Raw genomic sequence first — 21,849 nt, forward strand, 5'->3', positions numbered from 1 at the left:
TCAGCTTCTATAATTTTTTATAAATTACGCCCATAAAGTTATATTTTTAAGGCTGTTGTTATGCTTACGACCAATCAAACCTTTCAAGGTACCCTTGCATCGATATCGTCGAGCTTTTTATTCGCGATGATGTTTTTGTTCGGGCTTTTTATGCTGCCGTTAACTGGTACACAAGTCGCGTCATGGCGTGTGTTGATGATGCTGTTGAGTCTGATGCTACTAGTCAGTTTTACCAAGCAGTGGCAGCATGTGTTTGACTATATAAAGACACTAAAGACATTGAAAGAATGGCTCATATTTATACTACCCGCACCGATTTTGGGTGGACAGATTTGGCTGTTTATGTGGGCACCAGTGAACGGCTTTGGTTTGGATGTGACTTTGGGTTACTTCCTATTGCCGCTAGTGATGATAGTACTGGGACGATTTTTTTATCATGAGTATATGAGCGTATTACAGTGGGCGGCAGCACTATTTGCCGCGATGGGTATTGGCTATGATATATTCCAATATGGGTCGATATCTTGGGTGACGCTGTTTGTGTGCTTGGGTTATCCGCCATACTATCTACTGCGGCGTACACTGTCTGTGCCACCAGTGACAGGGCTACTGTTTGATTTGACACTGCTGACGCCAGTGGTACTCACCATGTTATATTTTAGTGGTGGTTTTAGTGTGGCAATACAGGATATAAAGTTTTGGTATCTATTGCCATTACTGGGTGCCTTTAGTGCGCTAGCTATGTCGCTGACAATGATTGCTAGTAGTAAGTTGCCTGTGTCACTATTTGGGGCGTTAAGCTATATAGAGCCCATGCTGTTATTTGTACTGTCTATCACAGTTCTTAGCCAAAGCCTCGAGGAAGGTGGCTCTCTCTTTATGTACGGCATGATTACACTTGCGCTACTGGTCATGATGGCTGATAGTGTCACAGGCTATATGGTTCGTCGTCGTGACGATCATTTGCATGGCTACAATGAGCCACAGATAGGTGGGTTTCCGCCACGTCGTCATTTTATCAATCAGCGTATCGATGGTGTGCTCAAAGCCCATCGTTTTCGCAAGAAACGCCGCTATCAAAAAAAGCTGGTGAGAATAAAACAAAAAATAGCACAACTTGATATAAAATAACTACTTAGGTGTATCTAATTTACTCATTGCAGAAGTTAAGCCAGTAGATGAACACTGGCATTGCTTATCTGTTTTGACTTTGACATAATGCCCGCCATGATGTAAGCACCATACATTCAAAGCGTTTATCTTAGATTGCGCGACGACCTTATTTGCAAAAGCCTCAGACGTTCTCGTCTGAGGCTTTTGTTTTTTTTAAAAATTGCCAAGGATGTGCACCAATTGTTAAAGGCCGCTGCCATGATGACTACTAACCAAACCTCGCAGGGTACAATCACTGCTGTGGCTGCAAATTTTTTGTATTCACTGCTGTTCTTATTTGGCTTACTACTGCAACCATTATCAGGTACGCAGGTTGCGTCGTGGCGCGTGCTGACGATGTTTTTTAGTCTAGTGCTGCTGGTTACTGTACTAAAGCAGTGGCAGCATATTTTTGATTATCTAAAAACATTAAAAAACGCGAAAGAGTGGTTTTTATTTATATTACCCACACCTATTTTGGGCGCGCAAATCTGGATATTCATGTGGGCACCCGTCAATGGGCTAGGGCTAGAAGTGACGTTAGGCTACTTCTTATATCCAATGATTATGATTGTGGTTGGTCGGTTTTTCTATAATGAAGACATGAGCCTACTTCAGTGGGTTGCCATCGTATGCGCAGGCTTTGGTATTGCTTATGATATCTTCCAATACGGCGCTATCTCTTGGGCGACTTTATTTGTTTGTCTAGGCTATCCACCATATTATCTACTGCGTCGCTATTTGGCAGTGCCACCCATCACAGGTCTTATCTCCGATCTTGTGTTGCTATTACCTGTCGTGGTAATAGCACTGTATATGAATGGCGGCTTTGAAGTAGCGATAACCAACCATAAACTGTGGTATCTGTTGCCATTATTAGGCATCATCAGTACGGCTGCGATGTCGTTGACGATGATAGCGAGCCAGAAATTACCAGTCTCGTTGTTTGGTACTTTATGCTACCTTGAGCCGATATTCTTGTTTGTGTTTTCCATCGCTATTTTGGATCATAACGTCGAAGAAGGCTCGATGCTGATGTATAGCATGATTTTCATCGCATTGCTTATCATGATTGCGGATAGTGCACTTGGTTATATGGCACGCAAACGTGATGACCGACTACATGGCTACAATGAGCCACAAGTGGGTAGCTTCCCTCCGCGCCGTCGTCTGAAAAATCGCCGTATTAAAGGTGTATTAGCAGCGCATCGGTTTCGCAAAATTAAAAAGTATCAGCAAAAAATAGATAAGATGACACGCAAAATCGAAGCATTGCATTTAAGGTAAACATTGCTAGTGGGCGTAGGTTGAATCTGGCTTAGCGGGCCGTATCTTTTGGTACAACGCAGTGCGGTTTCTGTGTTAAAGATGAGGTAATTACGCTATTATCAAGAGCAGTGCTGCCATATTTAGATAAATGCAGCACACCCTATATAAAATATTATTGCTCATTCACACTATAATTAGGATGGTTTATGTTGCATCTTCATCATTTAGCAAACTCACGCTCGTTTCGTATTTTATGGCTGTTAGAAGAGTTAAACGTCGACTATAACTTGACGAGCTACGAACGTAATAAAGCGTATCGCGCGCCAGAAAGTCTGAAAAAAGTGCACCCACTTGGCAACGTGCCAATACTAGAAGTGAACGATCGCGCGCTGATTGAGTCAGGATTTATCATTGAGTATCTGCTCAAGCATTATGATAAGGAGCAGCAGTTTAAACCTACCGATGACAATGAAGACGCATGGGAAGCATATACCTTTTGGCTGCATTTTGCAGAAGCATCGTTGATGCCACTGCTGGTAATGCGCTTGGTATTCACCAAAGTGGTTCAACAGTCCCCAATGCTGATCAAACCCATCAGTAAAAAAATCCAGGGTCAAGTCGAAAAAAACATGATCAGCAGTGGTCTAGAAAAAGTGCTGTATATGATCGAGCAGCGCTTGCAAGACAACCATTGGTTTGCAGGTAGTGACTTTAGTGCGGCTGATATTCAAATGCACCTTGCGCTTGTTGGAGCTAATGCAGGTGCAGGTTTGGACAGTCGCAAATATGCCAATATTTTGAACTGGCTGAAACGTTGTGAAGAGCGTGATGCTTTTAAACGTGCAGAACAAAAGGGTGGTCGTTTGCAGTTTTAGACGAAACACATTTGAACAGTGAGAAATAACTCATTTAATAGTAAAATAAAAGGTTTTGTTTATCATAGACAAAACCTTTTTTAGGATAAAAAATGACAGATCTGAATAAATCAAATGCTTCAAATACAGATATCGCTGCTGTATCACAAATTGATAGAGCCGCTATTAATAGCCAGCAAGTCTCTATCAAATCTTGGTCGCAGAAAATTTTGGTTGTAATACTATGCGCAGCGAGCTTTTATGGTGGTTGGAAATCTTATGAGTCCAATATGGTCAATGAGTGTACGGCCAATGGTGGGCAGATGGTTGAAGCGCAAAAAACTATGATGTGCCAATTGTCATAGCAGATAAATATCATGTGTAAGGGAGGTAATCTATGTTGAGGTTGACTTTTTTGGGTACCTCTGCCGGTGTGCCGACCAAACAGCGTAATGTAACCGCACTGGCGATTGAATGTTTGAATACGCATGGTACTCAGCCAAATAATCAGTCACGAGCTGCCAATCACAATAATCAGAACAAGAAGTCACGTCCATGGTTATTGATAGATTGCGGTGAAGGTACACAGCAGCAACTGTTACATACCAAGCTCTCTTTGCATCAACTAGCCGCCATCTGTATCACCCATGTGCATGGCGATCATTGCTATGGCCTACCAGGTCTATTGGCAAGTGCAGCGATGTCAGGACGCCGTGAGACACTGACGATTATCGCGCCACAAGCAATTGCTACTCTGCTTGAGGCTTATATGATAACCACTGAGCTATATCTACCGTTTACTGTTAATTTTATAGCGATTGAAGAGATACTGTCTGAGCAAAGTGATACAAACAAGGTGAACATCCGCTTGAGTGACCAACATCAGCTTGATATTGATATTACGCCGCTATCACATCGGGTCGCATCTCATGCATTTGGTATCACGCAGACCATCCATCATCGCACGCTTAATACTGATAAACTGCTGGCAGAAGGCATTCCCGCCAGCGCACTGTGGGGTAAATTGCAGCAAGGGGAAGATGTCATCACTGAAGATGGTCAGCAGTTGTGTGCAGATGATTATGTCAATGATGACCTATCACGAACACGAGTAGTGGTGGCTGGCGATAACGATACGCCAGCGTGTCTCACGGCTGCGTTGGTTGATACGGATTTATTAGTGCATGAAGCAACGTATACGCATGAGGTGTTGACTAAGATTCAAGCTAAAAATCCAGAGTTTGATCCGATGCATAGTAGTGCGCAATTGGTGGCGAATTTTGTGGAAAAAAGTGGCGTAAATAATCTAATATTGACGCACTTTAGTGCTCGCTATCAGGGTTTTGATAATCCTAATAGCAAGACGCCAAACATGGCATCTATTCGTTTAGATGCTGAGAGCGTTTACAGAGGCAATCTATGGCTGGCGGCAGATTTTGACCAATATATGGTCGATGGCGCAGTTGAATTGGTAAGCAATCAAGAGGGCTGTCAAAAGAAAAACCGCGTGCAGTATATAGGCTCTGCACGCAGTGATTAGATATGGCTGAGCTTAGATATAATTTAGCGTTAAATATGACTTAGCGCTTACCGTCTGCAATTTCCAATTGCGTTATACCGCTCCAGTATCTACTGAACTGGTAAGCAACCCGTCCTGAGCGACCACCACGTTCAGAGGCCCAACGTAGCGCATCCTTTTTGATCTTGTCAGGCATGGTCTGACTTTCCAAAGCATTCTTAGCATCACTATCCATATCAGCTGAGATTTTCTGCTGTTCTAAATTCAGATAATGCTGAACGATATGCAGGTAAGTCTGCTGATCCATGGGGTGGAAAGTGAGTGATAAACCGAATCTATCTGACAATGACACGGTCTCATCAATGGCTTCATAAGGATTGACTTCATCCGTCTGTCCATTATAAATATTGACATTATCTTTCATCATTTGCGGTAGCAGGCGACGGCGATTACTGGTGGCATAGACCAATAGTTTGTCTTGCTCAGAGTCTAGCGAGCCATCAAGCACGCTCTTTAGTGTACGATAGCTTTCATCTTGACCATCAAATGCGAGATCATCACAGTATACGATGTAGCGGCAATTAGAATCTGCTGGTAGGGCGTTAATGGCAGCGCGAATCTTATCTAATATTTGCAGATCATCGCGAGCAACTTCAATAATACGCAAGCCTTCACTATGATGGGCTTGTAGCAAGGCGCGAATCAATGATGATTTACCGGCACCGCGTGTCCCCGACATTAATACGTGATTGGCAGGATAACCTTTAATAAACTGACGGGTGTTTTGTACCAGTTTAGACTTTTGCGTATCGATACCATGCAAGTCATCTAAGCTCAAAAACAAGTTGACTGATAAAGGCTCTAAATTGCCAGTGCGTCCACCAACCCAGCGATAAGCAAGTTGGTTCGGATCGATTTCAATCGTCGGCGTAACCTGCTCTTGTAAGTACTGACTGAGTAAGTCCAATAACGGCTGAGGTAGGGCATAAGTAGGCTGATTAGAAGGCGTAGTTGTGATGGTTGATTGTGACATAGTGGCTCGAGTATTTAAGGTTGTCTTTAATACCATACCCAAAAATATCATTAACGTGGCTAAACTTTTGGCGCCTACTGAGCGTAGTACTGGTAAAAATTATTCGCGCTATTATTATTTTTGGAAATGATACGAACGAGAAGGCGGTGATCTCACCATATTATGAGAAACAATACCATGGGAAATAGTGCCAGTAATTTATTTACTATACAAGCGTTGCAAAGACAATTTCAGAAACTATTGCCCATTATTACGCAAGAATTAGTCGCACAACATTTTAGTGAGATAGTACACCAGCGTATTGCTCAGCAAAATCATGAGAAAAGTATCAACACACAAGATATCAAAACGCAAAATATTGAAAATACGTCCTACCAAGGTCTAACACGCGCCCAACATCCACAGTTTGGTCAGGTCATGATTAAATGGCAGTTGAGTGCTGACGCTTATCATACCTCTCCTGATTTAACTCACGAAGCGGACGTTTTAGCTACTGTAAATGCTTCATTGATAGTCAAAGATAATGCTATCGCACCACCACTATTGGCTCATCATTGTGTAAACGTTCAGATACTAGAGTCGTCTCAACAGCTGGTAATATTAGTCATGCCTTATTACTTTAATGGTAGCTTGGCAGTACAGTTGAGTGAGCGAAATCAGCATTCATTGACAGCACTACAAAAACATCATTTCATCATGCAGTCTGCCTGTTTAATAGCCAATGTGCATCAGGCTGGCTGGCTACACAATGATATTAAACCTAGCAATATTTTGTTAGATTCTTCTTTCGATGATGCATTGCTAAGTAATGCAGGTGGCAGCAGTATAATGCCTAATTTATTATTGACTGATTTTGCGTTGGCAGAGCGGTTTAACGAGCTAAAAGAAGGAAGCCCTGCTGGTACACCTGCGTATCTCGCACCTGAGTGCTGGCAAAGTCAGGGTGCCACTGTGCAAAGTGATATCTACGCGTTTGGCGTAATGATGGTTGAAATACTAACAGGCAGGCGACCGTTTCAGGTAAGTGCTCACAGTAATGACAAATTGAAAGCGTGGGCGATTCAGCATTGCCAACAGCCGATTCCAGAGTTGCCATTAGAATATAGTCACTATCAATGTATTGTCGATAAGGCATTGGCGAAGTGGGTAGAGGGACGGTATCAGGATTTGGATAAGGTGTTGATAGATTTAAGGTTATTAGACAACAGCTAAGTTTATTATTTAATTTTCAAAAAGTGATTGCTTGTAGTATGCACATATTACCTAGTCATTGTTTTTTATGTTTGAATGGATATTCAGGCTCATTTTAAGCGAAGTCGCTATAAACTAATTTGAGTTCCCGTATTTCATTACAATACAGTGAGAATATCATGGCTAAAGTACTTATCATTACCGGTGATTTTGTTGAAGACTATGAAAACATGGTTCCGTTCCAAGCGCTTCTAGCGATGGGACATGAGGTTGATGCGGTCTGCCCAGATAAAGTGGCAGGTGATAGCATCGCTACCTCAATACACGACTTTGAAGGTGACCAAACTTATACCGAAAAACGCGGTCATAATTTTGTCCTTAATGCATCTTTTGCCGATATCAATGTCGCAGATTACGATGCTCTGTATTTACCAGGTGGACGTGCGCCAGAATACCTGCGTTTGAATGCTAAGGTCATTGCAATGATTCAGCATTTCGCAAATACGGATAAACCGATTGCGTCGGTTTGCCATGGTCCACAAATGCTGACGGCTGCTGGCGTATTGAAGGGGAAAAAAGTATCTGCTTATCCTGCGTGTCAGCCAGAAATAGAAATGGCTGGCGCTGAGTATGTCAAGTTACCTATGGATGGCGCTATTACAGATGGCCAACTGGTAACGGCACCTGCATGGCCTGCCCACCCAGCTATGCTAAAGCAGTTTGTTGCTTTGCTATAAGCATTAATTCGGGTCTGTTGAATGTTCAATAGACCCCAGTATCGAGAGAGGATATATACATGTGCCAACTTTTTATTAGTGCTGACGATAGCTTGTGGAGCTCTAAAACCAAATCACTTCGCATTCAAGGAGTTGTCACCTCAATTCGTTTAGAAGTGTTTTTTTGGGATATATTAGAAGAGTTGTCATTTCGGGATCAAATGACGGTTAATCAGTTGATCACTAAGCTATACCTTGAATCTCTCGATGCTGATCATGATATTGGCAATTTTACCTCTTTTTTAAGAGTTTGTTGTTCTCGTTATTTGTCTTTAATAGCGGATGGCGATCTTTCTCGTGAAACAAGATTACCTTTAGAAAAAGTTGATGCAAAAAATATAATTCAACGTGAAACCCTCCGCAAAAATCAACGTAGTGCATTATTCAATGACAGTGAGAAAAATCCTTCTGTTCATTAGAGTATATTTTCAATTCAAGCGATAGTTATCCAACTGGGCTAAAAATGGCTAAATTTTGCCAAACAGCTAGTCAATATCTCGATATTATCTAAACTATTTTTCTCGTTTGACTGCAATTTATCTAATTTTCCTCTCCATTTCCGAAATGAGGGCACACCCTAGTTATGCACTATAGTAAGTGCATAATCATATTCAGACAGCAAGTTCTTCTACTGGTTTTGGTGACCAATATCTATACTTAAAAGCTTTTATTAAGAAACCCTTATTTAAAATCTTGTATTAAAGAATATTACGCTTGTGATGCATGATTGGGGTTCTATATTGCAAATATCCGATTCTAAAGTTGCCATCAAAATATAATCATTATCAATGGAGTATTGGTGAAGCGTGTAAAGATGCAATGTCAGAGTATGATGGATGTATTAACTGCCTCAAATATTATGCCGGATAGTATATTTTATTTTTTAACAGTATTTAACAATACTTAACAGTCTTGATGCTTTGAAGGTTTTCCAGAGTCGGATAATGAAGTATAGGTTTTTCATTAACTCTCATTGTTAGCCTGTTTTTTTAATTATATAGTCAGTTCAATACAAAAAGTAGTTAGCAAGATTGGAGTGAGTTTTTTGTCACTTCTGTCTGCATAGGCACAGCCTGAAATAGAAACTTAACTCGGTCGCGTGTCATATAAAATGCATCTATTTTGTTTAGAATTGACTATACCAATTAAGAGTATGTTGATTATAAACAAAGGAGTTTTATATGAAAGCAGCACGTTTTTACGATAAAGGTGATATTCGTATTGAAGATATTCCAGAGCCTACAGTAGAACCAGGCACAGTTGGTATTGATGTGGCATGGTGTGGTATTTGTGGTACTGATTTGCATGAGTTTATGGAAGGTCCTATCTTTATTCCGCCTTGTGGTCATCCTCATCCTATTTCAGGCGAGTCGGCACCAATTACGATGGGGCATGAGTTCTCAGGGGTTGTGTATGCCGTTGGTGAGGGTATTGATGATATTGAAGTCGGTCAACATGTAGTGGTCGAACCATATATTATCTCTGATGATGTACCAACAGGCCTTGGTGACGATTATCACTTATCAAAAGATATGAACTTTATTGGTTTGGGTGGCCGTGGTGGTGGTTTGTCTGAAAAAATTGCTGTGAAACGCCGCTGGGTACATCCTATCGCCAATAATATTCCATTAGATCAAGCTGCTTTGATTGAGCCGTTAGCTGTTGGCTATCACGCGTATATGCGTAGTGGTGCTAAAGCAGGTGATGTGGCATTGGTTGGTGGCGGTGGCCCTATTGGTCTATTATTATCTGCGGTGCTAAAAGCCAAAGGTATCACTGTAGTTCTGACGGAGCTAAGTGCTAAGCGTAAAGAGAAAGCCAAAGAAAGCGGGGTTGCTGATTATATATTAGACCCTACAGAAGTTGATTTAAAAAAAGAAGTTATGAGCATCACTGATAATCGCGGTGTGGATGTGGCCTTTGAATGTACTAGTGTGAATAAGGTATTGGATTCGTTGGTTGAGCTGAGTAAACCGACTGGTGTGGTCGTGATTGTTTCTATTTGGAGCCATCCAGCTACTGTAAACGTACATAGTGTGGTGATGAAAGAGCTTGATGTACGTGGCACGATTGGCTACGTGAACAATCATAAAGATACAATCCAACTGGTTGAAGATGGTTTGGTCAATCTTGAGCCATTTATTACTCAGCGCATCGCTTTAGATGATCTGATATCCAAAGGCTTTGAGACACTGATTCATAACAATGAATCAGCAGTAAAAATCATCGTCAATCCAAATCTATAATCGTTGTATATCGCCAGTGAGTCAGTACTATACCTTTGATATGATTCCCGCTAATTAGCGGGGGTTTTTTATACAAATTCCAGACGTAAAAAAACCTGCTAAAAGCAGGTTTTGATATTTGGTCTAAGATGTACTATCCGAAAATGGTGGGGCTGGAGAGACTCGAACTCTCACACCTTGCGGCGCCAGAACCTAAATCTGGTGCGTCTACCAATTCCGCCACAGCCCCATTTTCCGTTACTCTATCATTATTAGTGTTTAAACTCAAACACAATATAGACAGTTAACTGATTCGGTAGTGCGTCTCAGTGGTTGGCTATTATATAGAGTTTGAATAGTTTGGCAACCCCTATTTGCAATTATTTTTAATTAATTAACGTTTTTTTTGTCTAAATATTATAAGTAATTGATATTAATATTATTTTTTATTGGGTTTTTTACGTCTTTATTCAAGATTTCTTTGCACTTCTGATGCTGTGATATCTAATTGCTGCAATTTACGGGTCAATGTATTGCGTCCCCAACCGAGTAAGTTGGCAGCAGCTATCTTTTTGCCACCGCTATGGTTAAGTGCAGCTGTCAGTAGAACACGCTCAAACTCAGGTGTGGCTGTCTGCAAAATATCCGTTTCTCCGGTTTGCAAAGACTGTGTGGCCCAAACAGCCAGTGCTTGCTGCCAACTTGTCGTGTTAGAGGTCAGCTGACTTTGTGGAATATGGTTTTGGCTATTCGTATCTTCACTATACAAGTCTTGTTCTAGATGTGGCTCTAGATTAGAAGGGATGTTTTCGAGCAGCTCAGGTGGCAAGTCCTCCGCCATGACCGTGTCACCAGTCGCCATCACGGTCAACCAGAGGCAGACGTTTTCAAGCTGACGCACATTACCGCGCCACTCAAAAGACTGCATGATCTGCACGGCCATCGGATGTAGCTGCTTGGGTGCAGTATCCATTTGTTCGGCAGCACGCTTCATAAAGTAAGTTGCTAGTGCAGGGATGTCTTCGCGTCGTGTCCGTAGCGGGGGTAGCGGTAGACGAATCACGTTAAGGCGATAAAATAAATCCTCGCGGAATTTACCTTGCTTAACCAGCTCTTCTAAATTTTGGTGAGTAGCAGCAATGATGCGCACATTTACTTTGATGGGTTGCTGACCACCTACACGATAAAACTCGCCATTGGCGAGCACACGTAGCAGTCGTGTTTGAGTACTAAACGGCATGTCACCGATTTCGTCTAAGAATAAGGTTCCGCCATCAGCCTGCTCGAAACGTCCTGGTCGTGTTGTCGTCGCACCAGTGAAGGCGCCTTTTGCATGACCGAATAACTCAGACTCAATTAGATCGTGCGGAATGGCTGCCATATTGAGTGCAATAAAAGGCTGCTGGTGACGCGGAGAATTCTGATGTAAGGCACTGGCGACCAATTCTTTTCCTGTCCCTGATTCACCTGTGATTAAAACAGTAATAGGTGAGTGTGCCAATCTGCCAATAGCACGAAATACTGTTTGCATGGCTTGTGATTGACCAATAATGCCACTAGGATTGTCATTCGCGCTAGTGTCTACTTTGACATCAGCTTTAAGTTTGGGGTTTTTACTGACTTTGCTGACCGTATTAGCCTGATTAATAGGTTTGGGTTTATTGTCAGACTTTGTCTTAATATTCGCTGTTATATCAGCCGTTACTTTCGCTTCAGATGTATTAGATTTAGTTGCCTTACTCTCGATCACCAAATTAGGTTGGTAGTTAATCGCTTTATAGATTGTGGCAACGGCATCATCTAGATCGAATGGTTTGGGTAGATATTCAAATGCACCTGTTTGATAACTATTGATAGCAGAGGTGAGGTCAGAGTGAGCAGTCATGATGACAATAGGCAGCTTAGGAAAGTGCTGATGTACCCAGTCGCTAAAGGACAGCCCATCCATCATCGGCATACGAATATCAGTCAATATCACATCGGGTAACTGCGTGACCGACTCAGTTTCTTGCAAGATATCATTAAGGCGTCCCCATGCTGCTTGCGCTTGGGTAAAGCTAATAACCGTAAGCCCTGCATCCTCAAAAGTATCTGCTAACACCATTCTTAATGCGGCATCATCATCGATCAGCCATAACGTTGCTGGGTCAACATTGGGATTATTATTGACTGTTACTTTTATGCTTGGTTCACTTGGCAGTGGCTCGGCTACCGTTTGATTATCGCTTTTAGGTTTGTGTTTTTCGCTATATTCAGTCATGTATTAGGCCTAATGAGCAATGAGTTAGTTCAGGATTGTAATATCGTATTTGTGATTTAATCATTTTTAGTAATACCTATTGTTTACACTGCAATCATTGGTTAGTGAAATGGCAGGTAAAGTGTAAAGCGTGTCTGCTGCTGGCCTTGTACCTGTGTGGAGCTGACATCAATCATACCACGATGATGGCTGATGATATCTTGCACAATAGATAATCCTAGACCAGTCCCTGCAGCACGGCTGGTTACCATTGGGAAAAATATTTGTCCAATCAATTCTGGATCAATCCCTGATCCATTATCGGTAATGTTTACTTGTAAGACTTGTTTGTGCTGGTGTCCAATAATGGTATGCTGAAAGGCGACCCGCGTTTGGATATGTAGGGTTGGCTGGTAATTTATATGGCCATCACTGTCAGTCTCTGAATCGGTAGATTGCAACTTTTTGGCTTCCGATAGCTCTTGCTGTTGCAGCGTCTGTTCGAACTCAGTCATGGACTCACAAGCATTATTAATCAGGTTTAAAAATACTTGAATTAATTGGTCTTTATCAGCGCATAGCTCAGGCAACGATAAATCATAATCTCGCTGTAGCGTCAATTGCGGGTACTGGTTGATGACTAATGACAGTACATGCTCTAGTGGTTCATGGATGTTCAGAGTTTGCCAGTTTGGCAGCTGATTAGATCCGAGGAACTGTCCTACCAAATGGGTTAAGCGATCCGTCTCTGAAATAATGATATCGGTATAGCCACGTAGTTTTTCGGTGGTCTTTTGTAGTTCGTCATTGTGATTCGAACCAGAGTTTTTGCTGCTTATAGAAGTCGAAGGCTCTCTGTTAAGAGTAGCGTCATCGCTGAATTTGATAAATTTTCGTTGTAATAGTTGTGCAGCACCGCGAATGCCAGCCAGCGGGTTTTTTATCTCATGGGCGACTGAGCGTAGCATATGACGTGCCACACCATATTGCTGCTGCTGACGTTGCTCTTCTGATATGCGACTTTGGCGATCTTTGCCCCACATTTCGATGATAAAATACGTCTTCTGCTCGTAGATGAGCGGCGTCACGCTATAATCGACTGAAAACGATAAATTACCATTCAGTTGCGTATTTATGATGTGGTCATGATCAATGAATGGTTGCTGATATTGTCTTGCGAGCTCAAACCTTTCAGCTAAAGAGCAGTTTTGCTCATAGACTTCGTCACTATTGATGGTAGTGCTGTCTTTGGGTTTTAACTCTTCGGGTGCGAGTAATGACAATATAGGTTGCTTGAGCAGTCTGCCACTACTGATAGCCAGTAGTTGTTCGGCTTGAGCGTTTAGCCAAGTGATACAAAGATCTTCATTGACCCACAAGATGGCTGTGAACAAATGCTGTGAGATGAATGCCAAATCAGGTGTCGATTTTGCGGTTGTCAAATGGGTTGTCATGGGTCGGCGCCTACAAAAAAATACTCAATATAATATTTAACCATAAATCAACACTATAGAGCGGCAAAACTGGCGATTTTTGCAAAAAAAACGTACAATGCGCATAGCCACTTTATCTCTAGCAAGGTTAGCCATGCCCAAAACTTCTACCGAGTCGGTCAATCCGACTATTACTGCCTCACCGTCAGCTTCTAGCGCTCCAAAAGACACTGCCACTATTTTTAATCCTGCCAAGCCAAATATAGCGCAAGATAGTCAGGCAGATGTTAGTCAAACAGATACTAAACAACCTTACCATCATAAAGCCAATCATAACCAAAACCGTAGTGTAGCCCAAAGCAGTGATGTAATGACTGCCAATGCGACTGCTACGATGCCAGTTAGTGCAGCGCCAAAAATTGGTTTTGTATCGTTAGGTTGTCCAAAAGCTTTGGTGGATAGCGAGCGTATCATCACCGAGTTGAGCCGTGATGGTTATCAAGTAGCCAGCGACTATGAAGGTGCGGATTTGGTCGTGGTCAATACTTGCGGTTTTATTGAATCAGCGGTACAAGAGTCGCTTGATGCAATCGGTGAAGCCATTAGCAAAAACGGCAAGGTCATCGTGACGGGTTGTTTGGGTAAGGAAGCGGATAAAATTCGTGCAATGCACCCAGCGGTACTCGCAGTGACGGGTGCTCATGCCTATGACGAAGTTATTACGGCAGTTGCCCAGCACGTGCCCAAGCCAAATCGCAGTAAGGATGCAAACTACGATCCTAAAATAGATTTGATCAATGAGGCGGGTATCAAATTGACCCCAAGTCATTATGCCTATCTAAAAATATCTGAAGGTTGTAACCATCGTTGTACTTTCTGCATTATTCCAAGCTTACGTGGCGACTTGGACTCACGTCCAATTGATAACGTCATGAATGAAGCACTAGCGCTGAAAAATGCTGGCGTGAAAGAATTATTAATTATCTCGCAAGACACTTCCGCTTATGGACTGGATCTAAAGTATAGGACCAGTTTTTGGAATGGTATGCCGCTGAAGTCGAAGTTCTACGACTTATGCAAAGCACTGAATGACTTGGGTATTTGGGTACGCTTGCATTATGTCTACCCGTATCCACATGTAGACAAAGTCGTTGAATTAATGGGCGAAAAGAAACTCTTGCCTTATTTGGACATTCCTTTCCAGCATGCCAGTCATCGCATCCTAAAAGCGATGAAACGTCCAGCACATAGCGAAAACACTTTGGCACGTATCAAAGCATGGCGTGAGATTTGCCCTGATATCGTTATTCGCTCAACCTTCGTTGTTGGTTTCCCTGGTGAGACAGAAGAAGATTTCCAATGCTTGCTTGATTGGTTGGTTGAAGCGCGCCTTGATCGCGTTGGCGCATTTACCTATTCAGAAGTTGAAGGTGCCGTGGCCAATGATTTGCCAGATCACGTACCTGAAGACGTTAAAAAATCTCGTTACGAGCGTCTAATGACGCTACAACAAGATATTTCAGCGCAAAAACTACAAGAAAAAATCGGCAAAACCTTGATGGTATTGGTCGATGAGATTGATAGTGAAGAAGGTATTGCGATTTGCCGTAGCTATGCGGATGCACCTGAAATTGATGGTCACGTCTACGTTGACGACATCACTGCACAAGTCAAAGTCGGGCAGTTCTTAACCGTCACTATTGACGATGCTAGCGAATATGACTTGTTTGGCAGCTATAAAGGTTAAAATCCTAACACGATAGACAAGTGAAAATTGCCCCACAAAGGGCAGTTTTTGCTACAATTAGCGCAATTTAGCCTTTTGGCATGCTTATCATCAAGTATGTCGGTATCGTCCATACCAAAGGCAAACTCCATTTGTATTTTACCGATAACTTTAATTATAATTTAATGATAACAAGGTGATCTCATGTCTGACAAAAACCCGCGTTACTCTCGTATTTTGCTAAAACTCTCTGGCGAAGCCTTAGCTGGTGGCAAAGACATGGGTATTGATACCGAAGTGCTTGATAAAATGAGCTTATCTATTGCCCATTTGCGTGGACTTGGTGTCCAAGTTGGTATCGTGGTCGGCGGTGGTAACTTATATCGCGGTGCCCAATTACAAAAAGAAGGATTGGTTGGCCGCGTTACGGGTGATCAAATGGGTATGCTAGCGACAGTTATGAATGGTTTGGCAATGCGTGATGCCCTTGAGCGCCGTAACATTAAAACGCGCCTGATGTCAGCACTTCCTATTGGCGAAGTGACCGAAAGCTATAGCAGTCGTAACGCGATTCGTTATCTGAAAAATGGCGATGTCTGCATCTTTGTGGCGGGTACAGGCAATCCATTCTTTACCACTGATACGGCTGCTTGCTTGCGTGGTATCGAAATCGAAGCGGGCTTGATTTTAAAAGCGACCAAAGTCGATGGCGTTTATGACAAAGACCCAAGCCTACATGCTGATGCGGTCAAATACGACGGTTTAACGTTTGACGAAGTGTTAGAGCAAAAGCTTGGTGTCATGGATTTAACTGCTATTGCCTTGTGCCGTGAGCATAACGTACCGCTACAAGTTTTTGATATGACCAAGCCTAACGCGTTATTAAATGTCATTATGGGTGAAAATGAAGGCACACGTGTTTATCACTAATCTGCTTTGATGAGCCCCACATTAATATCACAACGTAAATAATTAAAGTTACGTCAGTCGCTGATAATCAATACTAATGATTAATAGCGACTACTGATATAACTCACAACAATGAATGATTTGTCGGTAGCGATAAATAAGGACACATGATGATTAAAGAGATTAAGCAAGACGGCGAAGCACGCATGCAAAAAACGTTGGAAGCGCTGCAGAATACTTTCAGTAAAGTTCGTACAGGCCGTGCCCACCCAGGTATGTTGTCAGGTGTGATGGTCAGCTACTACGGTGCTGATACCGCCCTCAATCAAGTGGCGAGTGTAAACGTTGAAGACTCACGTACACTGCTTGTTCAGCCGTTTGACCGTACTATGGTACAAGCGATTGATAAAGCCATTCGTGAAGCAGATTTGGGTCTAAACCCAATGACTGCTGATGTGATTCGTGTACCGATGCCAGCATTGACGGAAGAAACACGTCGCGATATGCAAAAGCTTGCGCGTGGGGAAGCTGAGAACAGCCGAGTCTCTATCCGTAATATTCGCCGCGACATGATGAATGATATTAAAGACTTAGCAAAAGAAAAAGAAATATCAGAAGATGACGAGCGCCGCGCCAGTGATGATATCCAAAAAATCACAGACAAATATATCGAAACCATCGATAAAAGTCTGACCAAAAAAGAAAGCGATTTGATGGACGTCTAAATACTGACTCCTCTGTCACTTATGGCACAGATTGATTCAGTTATTCCTCCCTATTAAGCAGCCAATGTGCCAACGCTATTGGCTGCTTATTATTGCGTGAGTGCTAAGCGCCTGATGACTGCATTATGATAAATTTATGAATTATTTGTCTGATGCTTTTTAATCGCCCTCGTACACGTTATCATTATCTTACCTCAACAATAAGCAAGCTCGCCTATGTCCACTTCAGCCGTTTTGGCTCCTACTATTCTTCCTCGTCATATCGCTATAATTATGGATGGTAACAATCGCTATGGCAAAGCCAATGATTTAGGAAAAGGCCAAGGGCATGTCGCTGGCAAAGACGCGCTAGATCCCATCGTTGAGTATTGTGTGGATGCTGGTATCGAGGTGTTGACGGTATTTGCCTTTTCTAGTGAGAACTGGCAACGTCCGCCTAGTGAAGTGGCACTGCTGATGCAACTGTTGGCCTCGACCATTCATGAGCAAATACCACGCATGTATGAGTACCGTATACGCTTACGTTTCATTGGCGATCGCAGTCAACTGAGTGCTGACTTACAAGCATTGATGGCAGATGCTGAAGCAAAAACGGCAGACTTTGAAGCCATGACACTGGTTATCGCTATCAGTTATGGTGGACAGTGGGATATTGCGAATGCTGCAAAACAGTTGGCGCAGCAAGTAGAGTCAGGACAGTTACGTGCTGATGATATCAATAAAGAGGTGCTCGGTGAGTATGTTCAGTTAGCAGACGAACCAGCCGTAGACATGTTAGTACGTACGGGCGGTGAGTACCGAATATCCAATTTCGTATTGTGGCAATCAGCCTACGCCGAGTTATTCTTCACCCAAACATTATGGCCGAATTTTGCAGCAGATGAGTTGGCGACGATGGTAACAGAGTTTGCTCAACGTCAACGCCGTTTTGGTAAAACCAGTGAGCAGATAGTAATAGAGCAAGACAGTCGCTAAAACAGTCACCGTTTTAAGCATTTACTTAGTATTTTGCAAAGCCGTTATTGTATGAGTAGTTAATATTGGTTGTTTATGAAATAATAAACCGCTTCAAGGAGTGTTAATTGCTATTAGCGGGCTATTGTAGATTAGCTGTTATAATGCACTTTTTGATCATGCGCTATTCATTATTATAAGGCTCAATAAGTATGTGGCAACGAATTAAGACGGCAATTGTTCTCGTTATTATCGTTGGTATTGCAATGTTTGCGAGCCAAACCCCTGTTTTATTTGCACCGCTGTTAGCTATTGGCGTTATTATTGCGGCTCATGAATGGACTAAGCTGATGCCCAAATGGCGTCAACCAGTTGTATTTGTGCTATTAGTCTTGGTGCTGACGTTAGTCTCACTCATGCTTAAAGTGACTTGGCTGTTTTGGTGGGTGGCGTCACTCGCTATATGGTTGATGGCGCTATCTTGGGTCAGAGTATTTCCAACGCAGACCAATTGGTACGGAAAAAAACTGGCGTTGATGGGTGCTGTTATATTGACTGCATCGATTACGTCTATGTTTTATCTGTGGCAACTGTCGGCATGGTGGTTGCTCTATGTATTCTTGTTGGTCTGGTGTGCAGACAGTGGCGCTTATTTTGTCGGTCGCAAGCTCGGTCGTCGCAAAATGGCACCGAATGTCTCTCCTAATAAGAGCATGGAAGGGCTGGCTGGCGGTTTGATCACAGGCCTGCTAGTGGTTATTGGGATTAGTGTCTTTAAACTACAATTGACTGGTGTGCCGTTAGTCGCATTTGTGGCATTATCAGCGATAACGATCTTAGCATCGGTACTTGGTGATTTATTTGAGTCGATGCTCAAACGCCGTGCTGATGTCAAAGACTCAGGAACGATTCTTCCGGGTCATGGTGGCATACTGGATCGTATCGATTCGCTATTGTCTGCCACACCAATATTTGCACTTGGTTTTTGGGCGATACAACAGTTTGGCTTGATCGTCGTATAAGGCATCAACGTCAGAGTGGTCAAAAACCAGAGCGTTTATTTATTTTTATTTCTCACAGTATCCTTCATAGGCATCAATGGTTATGACGCAACGCATCGCCGTACTAGGCGCAACAGGTTCGATTGGCGATAGTACGTTAGCAATCTTAGCAGCACAACCACAGTACACGGTCTATGCTTTGTCTGGCTACCACCGTTTAGACAAGTTGTTCGAACTTTGCAAACAGTTTTTACCGAAACGTGTCAGTGTACCGACAGCAGCCGTTGATGATTTTGCTCAGCGTCTTAGTGCAGCAGGTCTGGACATCGATGTCGTGGGCGGCGAACAAGGGCTGATAGATATTGCCGTTGACTCGCAAACTGATACCGTGGTCGCCGCGATTGTGGGTGCTGCAGGCCTGCCTTCTACTTTAGCAGCCGCTCGTGCAGGCAAGCGTATTTTACTTGCTAACAAAGAAGCGCTGGTGATGGCAGGGCAGGTGATGATTAACGCTGTCAAAATGCACAATGCCACTTTGCTACCGCTTGATTCAGAACACAATGCTATTTTTCAGTGCTTACCACTCGCTATTCAGCAAGACAATACCCAAATCCATCAGTCAGAACATGGCGTGCGTAAGTTATGGTTGACCGCCTCTGGTGGGCCATTTTTGCAGCAGTCATTTGAGCAGATGCAACAGGCAAGCGTGGCTCAGGCAGTCAAACATCCAAACTGGTCAATGGGTCAAAAAATATCCGTCGACTCTGCAACGATGATGAATAAAGGATTGGAGTTGATAGAAGCTTGTCATTTATTTGATTTGACTGAAGATAGGATAAATGTGGTCATTCATCCACAAAGTATCATTCACTCAATGGTAGAATATAGCGACGGTAGCTTCTTAGCACAGCTAGGCAGTCCAGATATGAAAACGCCTATTGCGCATGCACTCAGCTATCCTAACCGGATTGAGAGTGGCTCGCAGCCATTGGATTTATATGCGCTCAGCGGATTAGAATTTATCAAGCCAGACTTGCAAAAATTCGCTTGTTTACGTCTGGCACGTCAAGCAATGAAAGCGGGTACGCAAGCGACTATTGTACTCAATGCTGCGAACGAAATTGCGGTTGCTGCTTTCTTGGATGGACAAATTCGTTTGACTGATATTGCGGATATCAATGAGCAAGCATTAAATGACATACAAGTACCGCCATTGACCGAAACAGCTGACATAGAAGATATATTAACGATTGATAAGATAGCACGCCATCTTACTGACAAACTTGTGGCAAAGTTGGATTAATCGCAATTAGTATAATCGCAGAAAAAGCTTTTAGTCAAAAGACGATTTATAGCAGACCCTAGCAAAGATGTTGATAAAAGATGCTAAGAAATCATACTGAGAAAAGATCATGACGTTTTTATTAACGCTCCTTGCAGCAATATTTGTCTTAGGTCCGCTTATTGCTTTGCATGAGTGGGGTCACTATATCGTGGCACGTATGTGCGGCGTTAAGGTGTTGACTTACTCTATTGGTTTTGGGCCAAAGCTCTTTGGTTGGACCAGCAAAAAAAGTGGTATCGATTATCGAATCTCGGCATTGCCACTGGGTGGTTATGTCAAAATGCTCGACGAGCGTGAAGGTGAGGTGGCCAAAGATGAGCAACATTTGGCGTTTAATCATCAGCATCCGCTAAAGAAGATTGCGATTGCCGCTGCTGGCCCTATCATGAATTTTGTTATTGCTATCGCGCTGTTTTGGGTACTGTTTATGACCCCATCAGAGCAGCTAGCGACTAAAATTGGTAGCGTATTGCCTGATACGCCTGCTGCTATGGCACAGCTACCCGTTGGTGGTAAGATTGTGGCGATTGATGGTCATGACGTGCAAACGTGGGAAGGTATCAACTATCGTTTGGCTGGACGTATGGGCGAAACAGATGATGTGAGTATCACGGTGCAATCAGCTGTCCAAACTGATAACTCGACCAAAACGTATCAAGCGCCCGTGCAGCAATTTATGCAAGGCGCCGCACAAGGCAAAGATGCATTGACCAGCTTTGGCATGCTGCCGTGGCAACCAGATATTGCCCCGATAGTGGGTGATCTGAGTGCTGATGGTGCTGCCAGTCGGCAGGGGCTAAAAGTCGGTGATCGCATTACGGCTATCAATGATACAGAAATCAAAGACTGGATCAGTGCTACCCGTATCATCCGCGATAGTCCTGAAACGCTGCTTAATTTTACCGTCCTACGTGACGGAAAATCTGTGCAATTGCAGATTATGCCGCAAGGTAAAAAAGATAACTTAGGTAACGATTATGGCCAAATTGGTGCTATGGTGGTACAGTCTGAGATTGTGGTCCCTGATGCGTATAAAACCACAGTCGTCTATGGTCCTGGCGAGTCGTTAGTAAAGTCATTTGAGAAGACAGAACAGCTAGCAGTAATGACGGTTAGCTCAATGGGAAAAATGCTGTCGGGTATGATTGGATTGGATAATTTGTCAGGTCCTATCACGATTGCCAAAGTTGCCAAACAGAGTTTTGATATCAGTTGGCAGATGGTATTGTCCACTGCGGCTTTGATTAGCTTGAGTCTGGCGGTATTGAATCTTTTACCTATCCCTGTATTGGATGGTGGTCATATCGTCTATCATTTCATTGAACTGGTTCGCGGTAAGCCGCTTTCAGAAGGCGTGCAAATGGTCGGTCTAAATATCGGTTTACTCTTGCTGGCAGGTTTCATGGTGTTAGCAATTGGTAATGATATCAGTCGGCTATTTTGATTAAATGATAGCTAATATAAATGATAAGGCATTATGTACTAATGGCTTTACGCC

19 protein-coding genes and 1 tRNA gene are annotated in these 21,849 nt (G+C 42.9%); 16 read left to right on the forward strand and 4 right to left on the reverse strand.

Features of this window, described 5'->3' with window-relative positions; all coding sequences use genetic code 11:
• Positions 1-60: 60 nt before the first annotated feature.
• From rarD (IPZ60_RS06010) to IPZ60_RS06030, 5 genes are all read left to right on the forward strand, one after another.
• Positions 61-1,131, forward strand: a complete 1,071-nt coding sequence (gene rarD, locus IPZ60_RS06010; protein ID WP_194196949.1) for an EamA family transporter RarD — start codon at positions 61-63, stop codon at positions 1,129-1,131.
• Positions 1,132-1,371: 240 nt separating this feature from the next.
• Positions 1,372-2,439, forward strand: coding sequence for an EamA family transporter RarD (gene rarD, locus IPZ60_RS06015; RefSeq protein WP_194196950.1), 1,068 nt, complete (start codon positions 1,372-1,374; stop codon positions 2,437-2,439).
• A gap of 188 nt (positions 2,440-2,627) precedes the next feature.
• Positions 2,628-3,296 (forward strand): glutathione S-transferase, encoded by a 669-nt coding sequence (locus tag IPZ60_RS06020; RefSeq protein WP_194196951.1) that lies wholly within the window; start codon positions 2,628-2,630, stop codon positions 3,294-3,296.
• Positions 3,297-3,388: 92 nt separating this feature from the next.
• A complete protein-coding gene (locus IPZ60_RS06025) occupies positions 3,389-3,640 on the forward strand; it encodes a hypothetical protein (RefSeq protein WP_194196952.1) in 252 nt (83 codons plus the stop codon).
• A 32-nt stretch (positions 3,641-3,672) separates the two neighbouring features.
• Positions 3,673-4,815, forward strand: coding sequence for a ribonuclease Z (locus IPZ60_RS06030; protein WP_194196953.1), 1,143 nt, complete (start codon positions 3,673-3,675; stop codon positions 4,813-4,815).
• Between the two features lie 40 nt (positions 4,816-4,855).
• On the opposite strand, the gene IPZ60_RS06035 is transcribed toward IPZ60_RS06030, so the two are convergent.
• Positions 4,856-5,827, reverse strand: coding sequence for an ATP-binding protein (locus tag IPZ60_RS06035; protein ID WP_194196954.1), 972 nt, complete (start codon positions 5,825-5,827; stop codon positions 4,856-4,858).
• A gap of 162 nt (positions 5,828-5,989) precedes the next feature.
• Here IPZ60_RS06035 and IPZ60_RS06040 point away from each other — a divergent pair, with 162 nt between their 5' ends.
• The 4 genes from IPZ60_RS06040 (at position 5,990) to IPZ60_RS06055 (ending at position 10,040) form a co-directional block, all read left to right on the forward strand.
• Positions 5,990-7,039, forward strand: a complete 1,050-nt coding sequence (locus IPZ60_RS06040; RefSeq protein ID WP_194196955.1) for a protein kinase — start codon at positions 5,990-5,992, stop codon at positions 7,037-7,039.
• A gap of 155 nt (positions 7,040-7,194) precedes the next feature.
• Complete coding sequence (locus tag IPZ60_RS06045; protein WP_281269538.1) at positions 7,195-7,755, forward strand: DJ-1/PfpI family protein; 561 nt, start codon at positions 7,195-7,197, stop codon at positions 7,753-7,755.
• A 59-nt stretch (positions 7,756-7,814) separates the two neighbouring features.
• The gene (locus tag IPZ60_RS06050; RefSeq protein ID WP_194196956.1) at positions 7,815-8,213 is read left to right on the forward strand and encodes a ribbon-helix-helix domain-containing protein; all 399 of its coding nucleotides are present in this window, start codon (positions 7,815-7,817) and stop codon (positions 8,211-8,213) included.
• A 762-nt stretch (positions 8,214-8,975) separates the two neighbouring features.
• Positions 8,976-10,040, forward strand: a complete 1,065-nt coding sequence (locus IPZ60_RS06055) for a 2,3-butanediol dehydrogenase (RefSeq protein WP_194196957.1) — start codon at positions 8,976-8,978, stop codon at positions 10,038-10,040.
• 144 nt (positions 10,041-10,184) lie between these two features.
• On the opposite strand, the gene IPZ60_RS06060 is transcribed toward IPZ60_RS06055, so the two are convergent.
• The 3 genes from IPZ60_RS06060 to IPZ60_RS06070 all read right to left on the reverse strand — a co-directional run bounded on the left by IPZ60_RS06060 (position 10,185) and on the right by IPZ60_RS06070 (position 13,712).
• Positions 10,185-10,269 (reverse strand) — tRNA-Leu (locus IPZ60_RS06060).
• 216 nt (positions 10,270-10,485) lie between these two features.
• Positions 10,486-12,279, reverse strand: a complete 1,794-nt coding sequence (locus IPZ60_RS06065; RefSeq protein WP_194196958.1) for a sigma 54-interacting transcriptional regulator — start codon at positions 12,277-12,279, stop codon at positions 10,486-10,488.
• 101 nt (positions 12,280-12,380) lie between these two features.
• The gene (locus IPZ60_RS06070; RefSeq protein ID WP_194196959.1) at positions 12,381-13,712 is read right to left on the reverse strand and encodes a nitrogen regulation protein NR(II); all 1,332 of its coding nucleotides are present in this window, start codon (positions 13,710-13,712) and stop codon (positions 12,381-12,383) included.
• A 133-nt stretch (positions 13,713-13,845) separates the two neighbouring features.
• Here IPZ60_RS06070 and rimO point away from each other — a divergent pair, with 133 nt between their 5' ends.
• From rimO to rseP, 7 genes are all read left to right on the forward strand, one after another.
• A complete protein-coding gene (gene rimO / locus IPZ60_RS06075) occupies positions 13,846-15,438 on the forward strand; it encodes a 30S ribosomal protein S12 methylthiotransferase RimO (protein WP_194196960.1) in 1,593 nt (530 codons plus the stop codon).
• Between the two features lie 183 nt (positions 15,439-15,621).
• A complete protein-coding gene (gene pyrH / locus IPZ60_RS06080; protein WP_110922359.1) occupies positions 15,622-16,347 on the forward strand; it encodes a UMP kinase in 726 nt (241 codons plus the stop codon).
• 149 nt (positions 16,348-16,496) lie between these two features.
• Positions 16,497-17,051 (forward strand): ribosome recycling factor, encoded by a 555-nt coding sequence (gene frr / locus IPZ60_RS06085; protein WP_194196961.1) that lies wholly within the window; start codon positions 16,497-16,499, stop codon positions 17,049-17,051.
• A gap of 216 nt (positions 17,052-17,267) precedes the next feature.
• The gene (gene uppS, locus IPZ60_RS06090) at positions 17,268-18,026 is read left to right on the forward strand and encodes a polyprenyl diphosphate synthase (protein WP_194196962.1); all 759 of its coding nucleotides are present in this window, start codon (positions 17,268-17,270) and stop codon (positions 18,024-18,026) included.
• 191 nt (positions 18,027-18,217) lie between these two features.
• Entirely contained in the window at positions 18,218-19,027 is an 810-nt protein-coding gene (locus tag IPZ60_RS06095; protein WP_194196963.1) for a phosphatidate cytidylyltransferase, read from the forward strand.
• A gap of 76 nt (positions 19,028-19,103) precedes the next feature.
• Complete coding sequence (gene ispC / locus IPZ60_RS06100; RefSeq protein WP_194196964.1) at positions 19,104-20,309, forward strand: 1-deoxy-D-xylulose-5-phosphate reductoisomerase; 1,206 nt, start codon at positions 19,104-19,106, stop codon at positions 20,307-20,309.
• A 109-nt stretch (positions 20,310-20,418) separates the two neighbouring features.
• Positions 20,419-21,795 carry an RIP metalloprotease RseP gene (rseP, locus tag IPZ60_RS06105; RefSeq protein WP_194196965.1) on the forward strand — a complete coding sequence of 459 codons (1,377 nt, stop codon included), beginning with the start codon at positions 20,419-20,421 and terminating at the stop codon, positions 21,793-21,795.
• The last annotated feature ends 54 nt before the right edge of the window (positions 21,796-21,849 follow it).

This window comes from Psychrobacter sp. NG25 (assembly GCF_015234355.1).
GTDB lineage: Bacteria > Pseudomonadota > Gammaproteobacteria > Pseudomonadales > Moraxellaceae > Psychrobacter.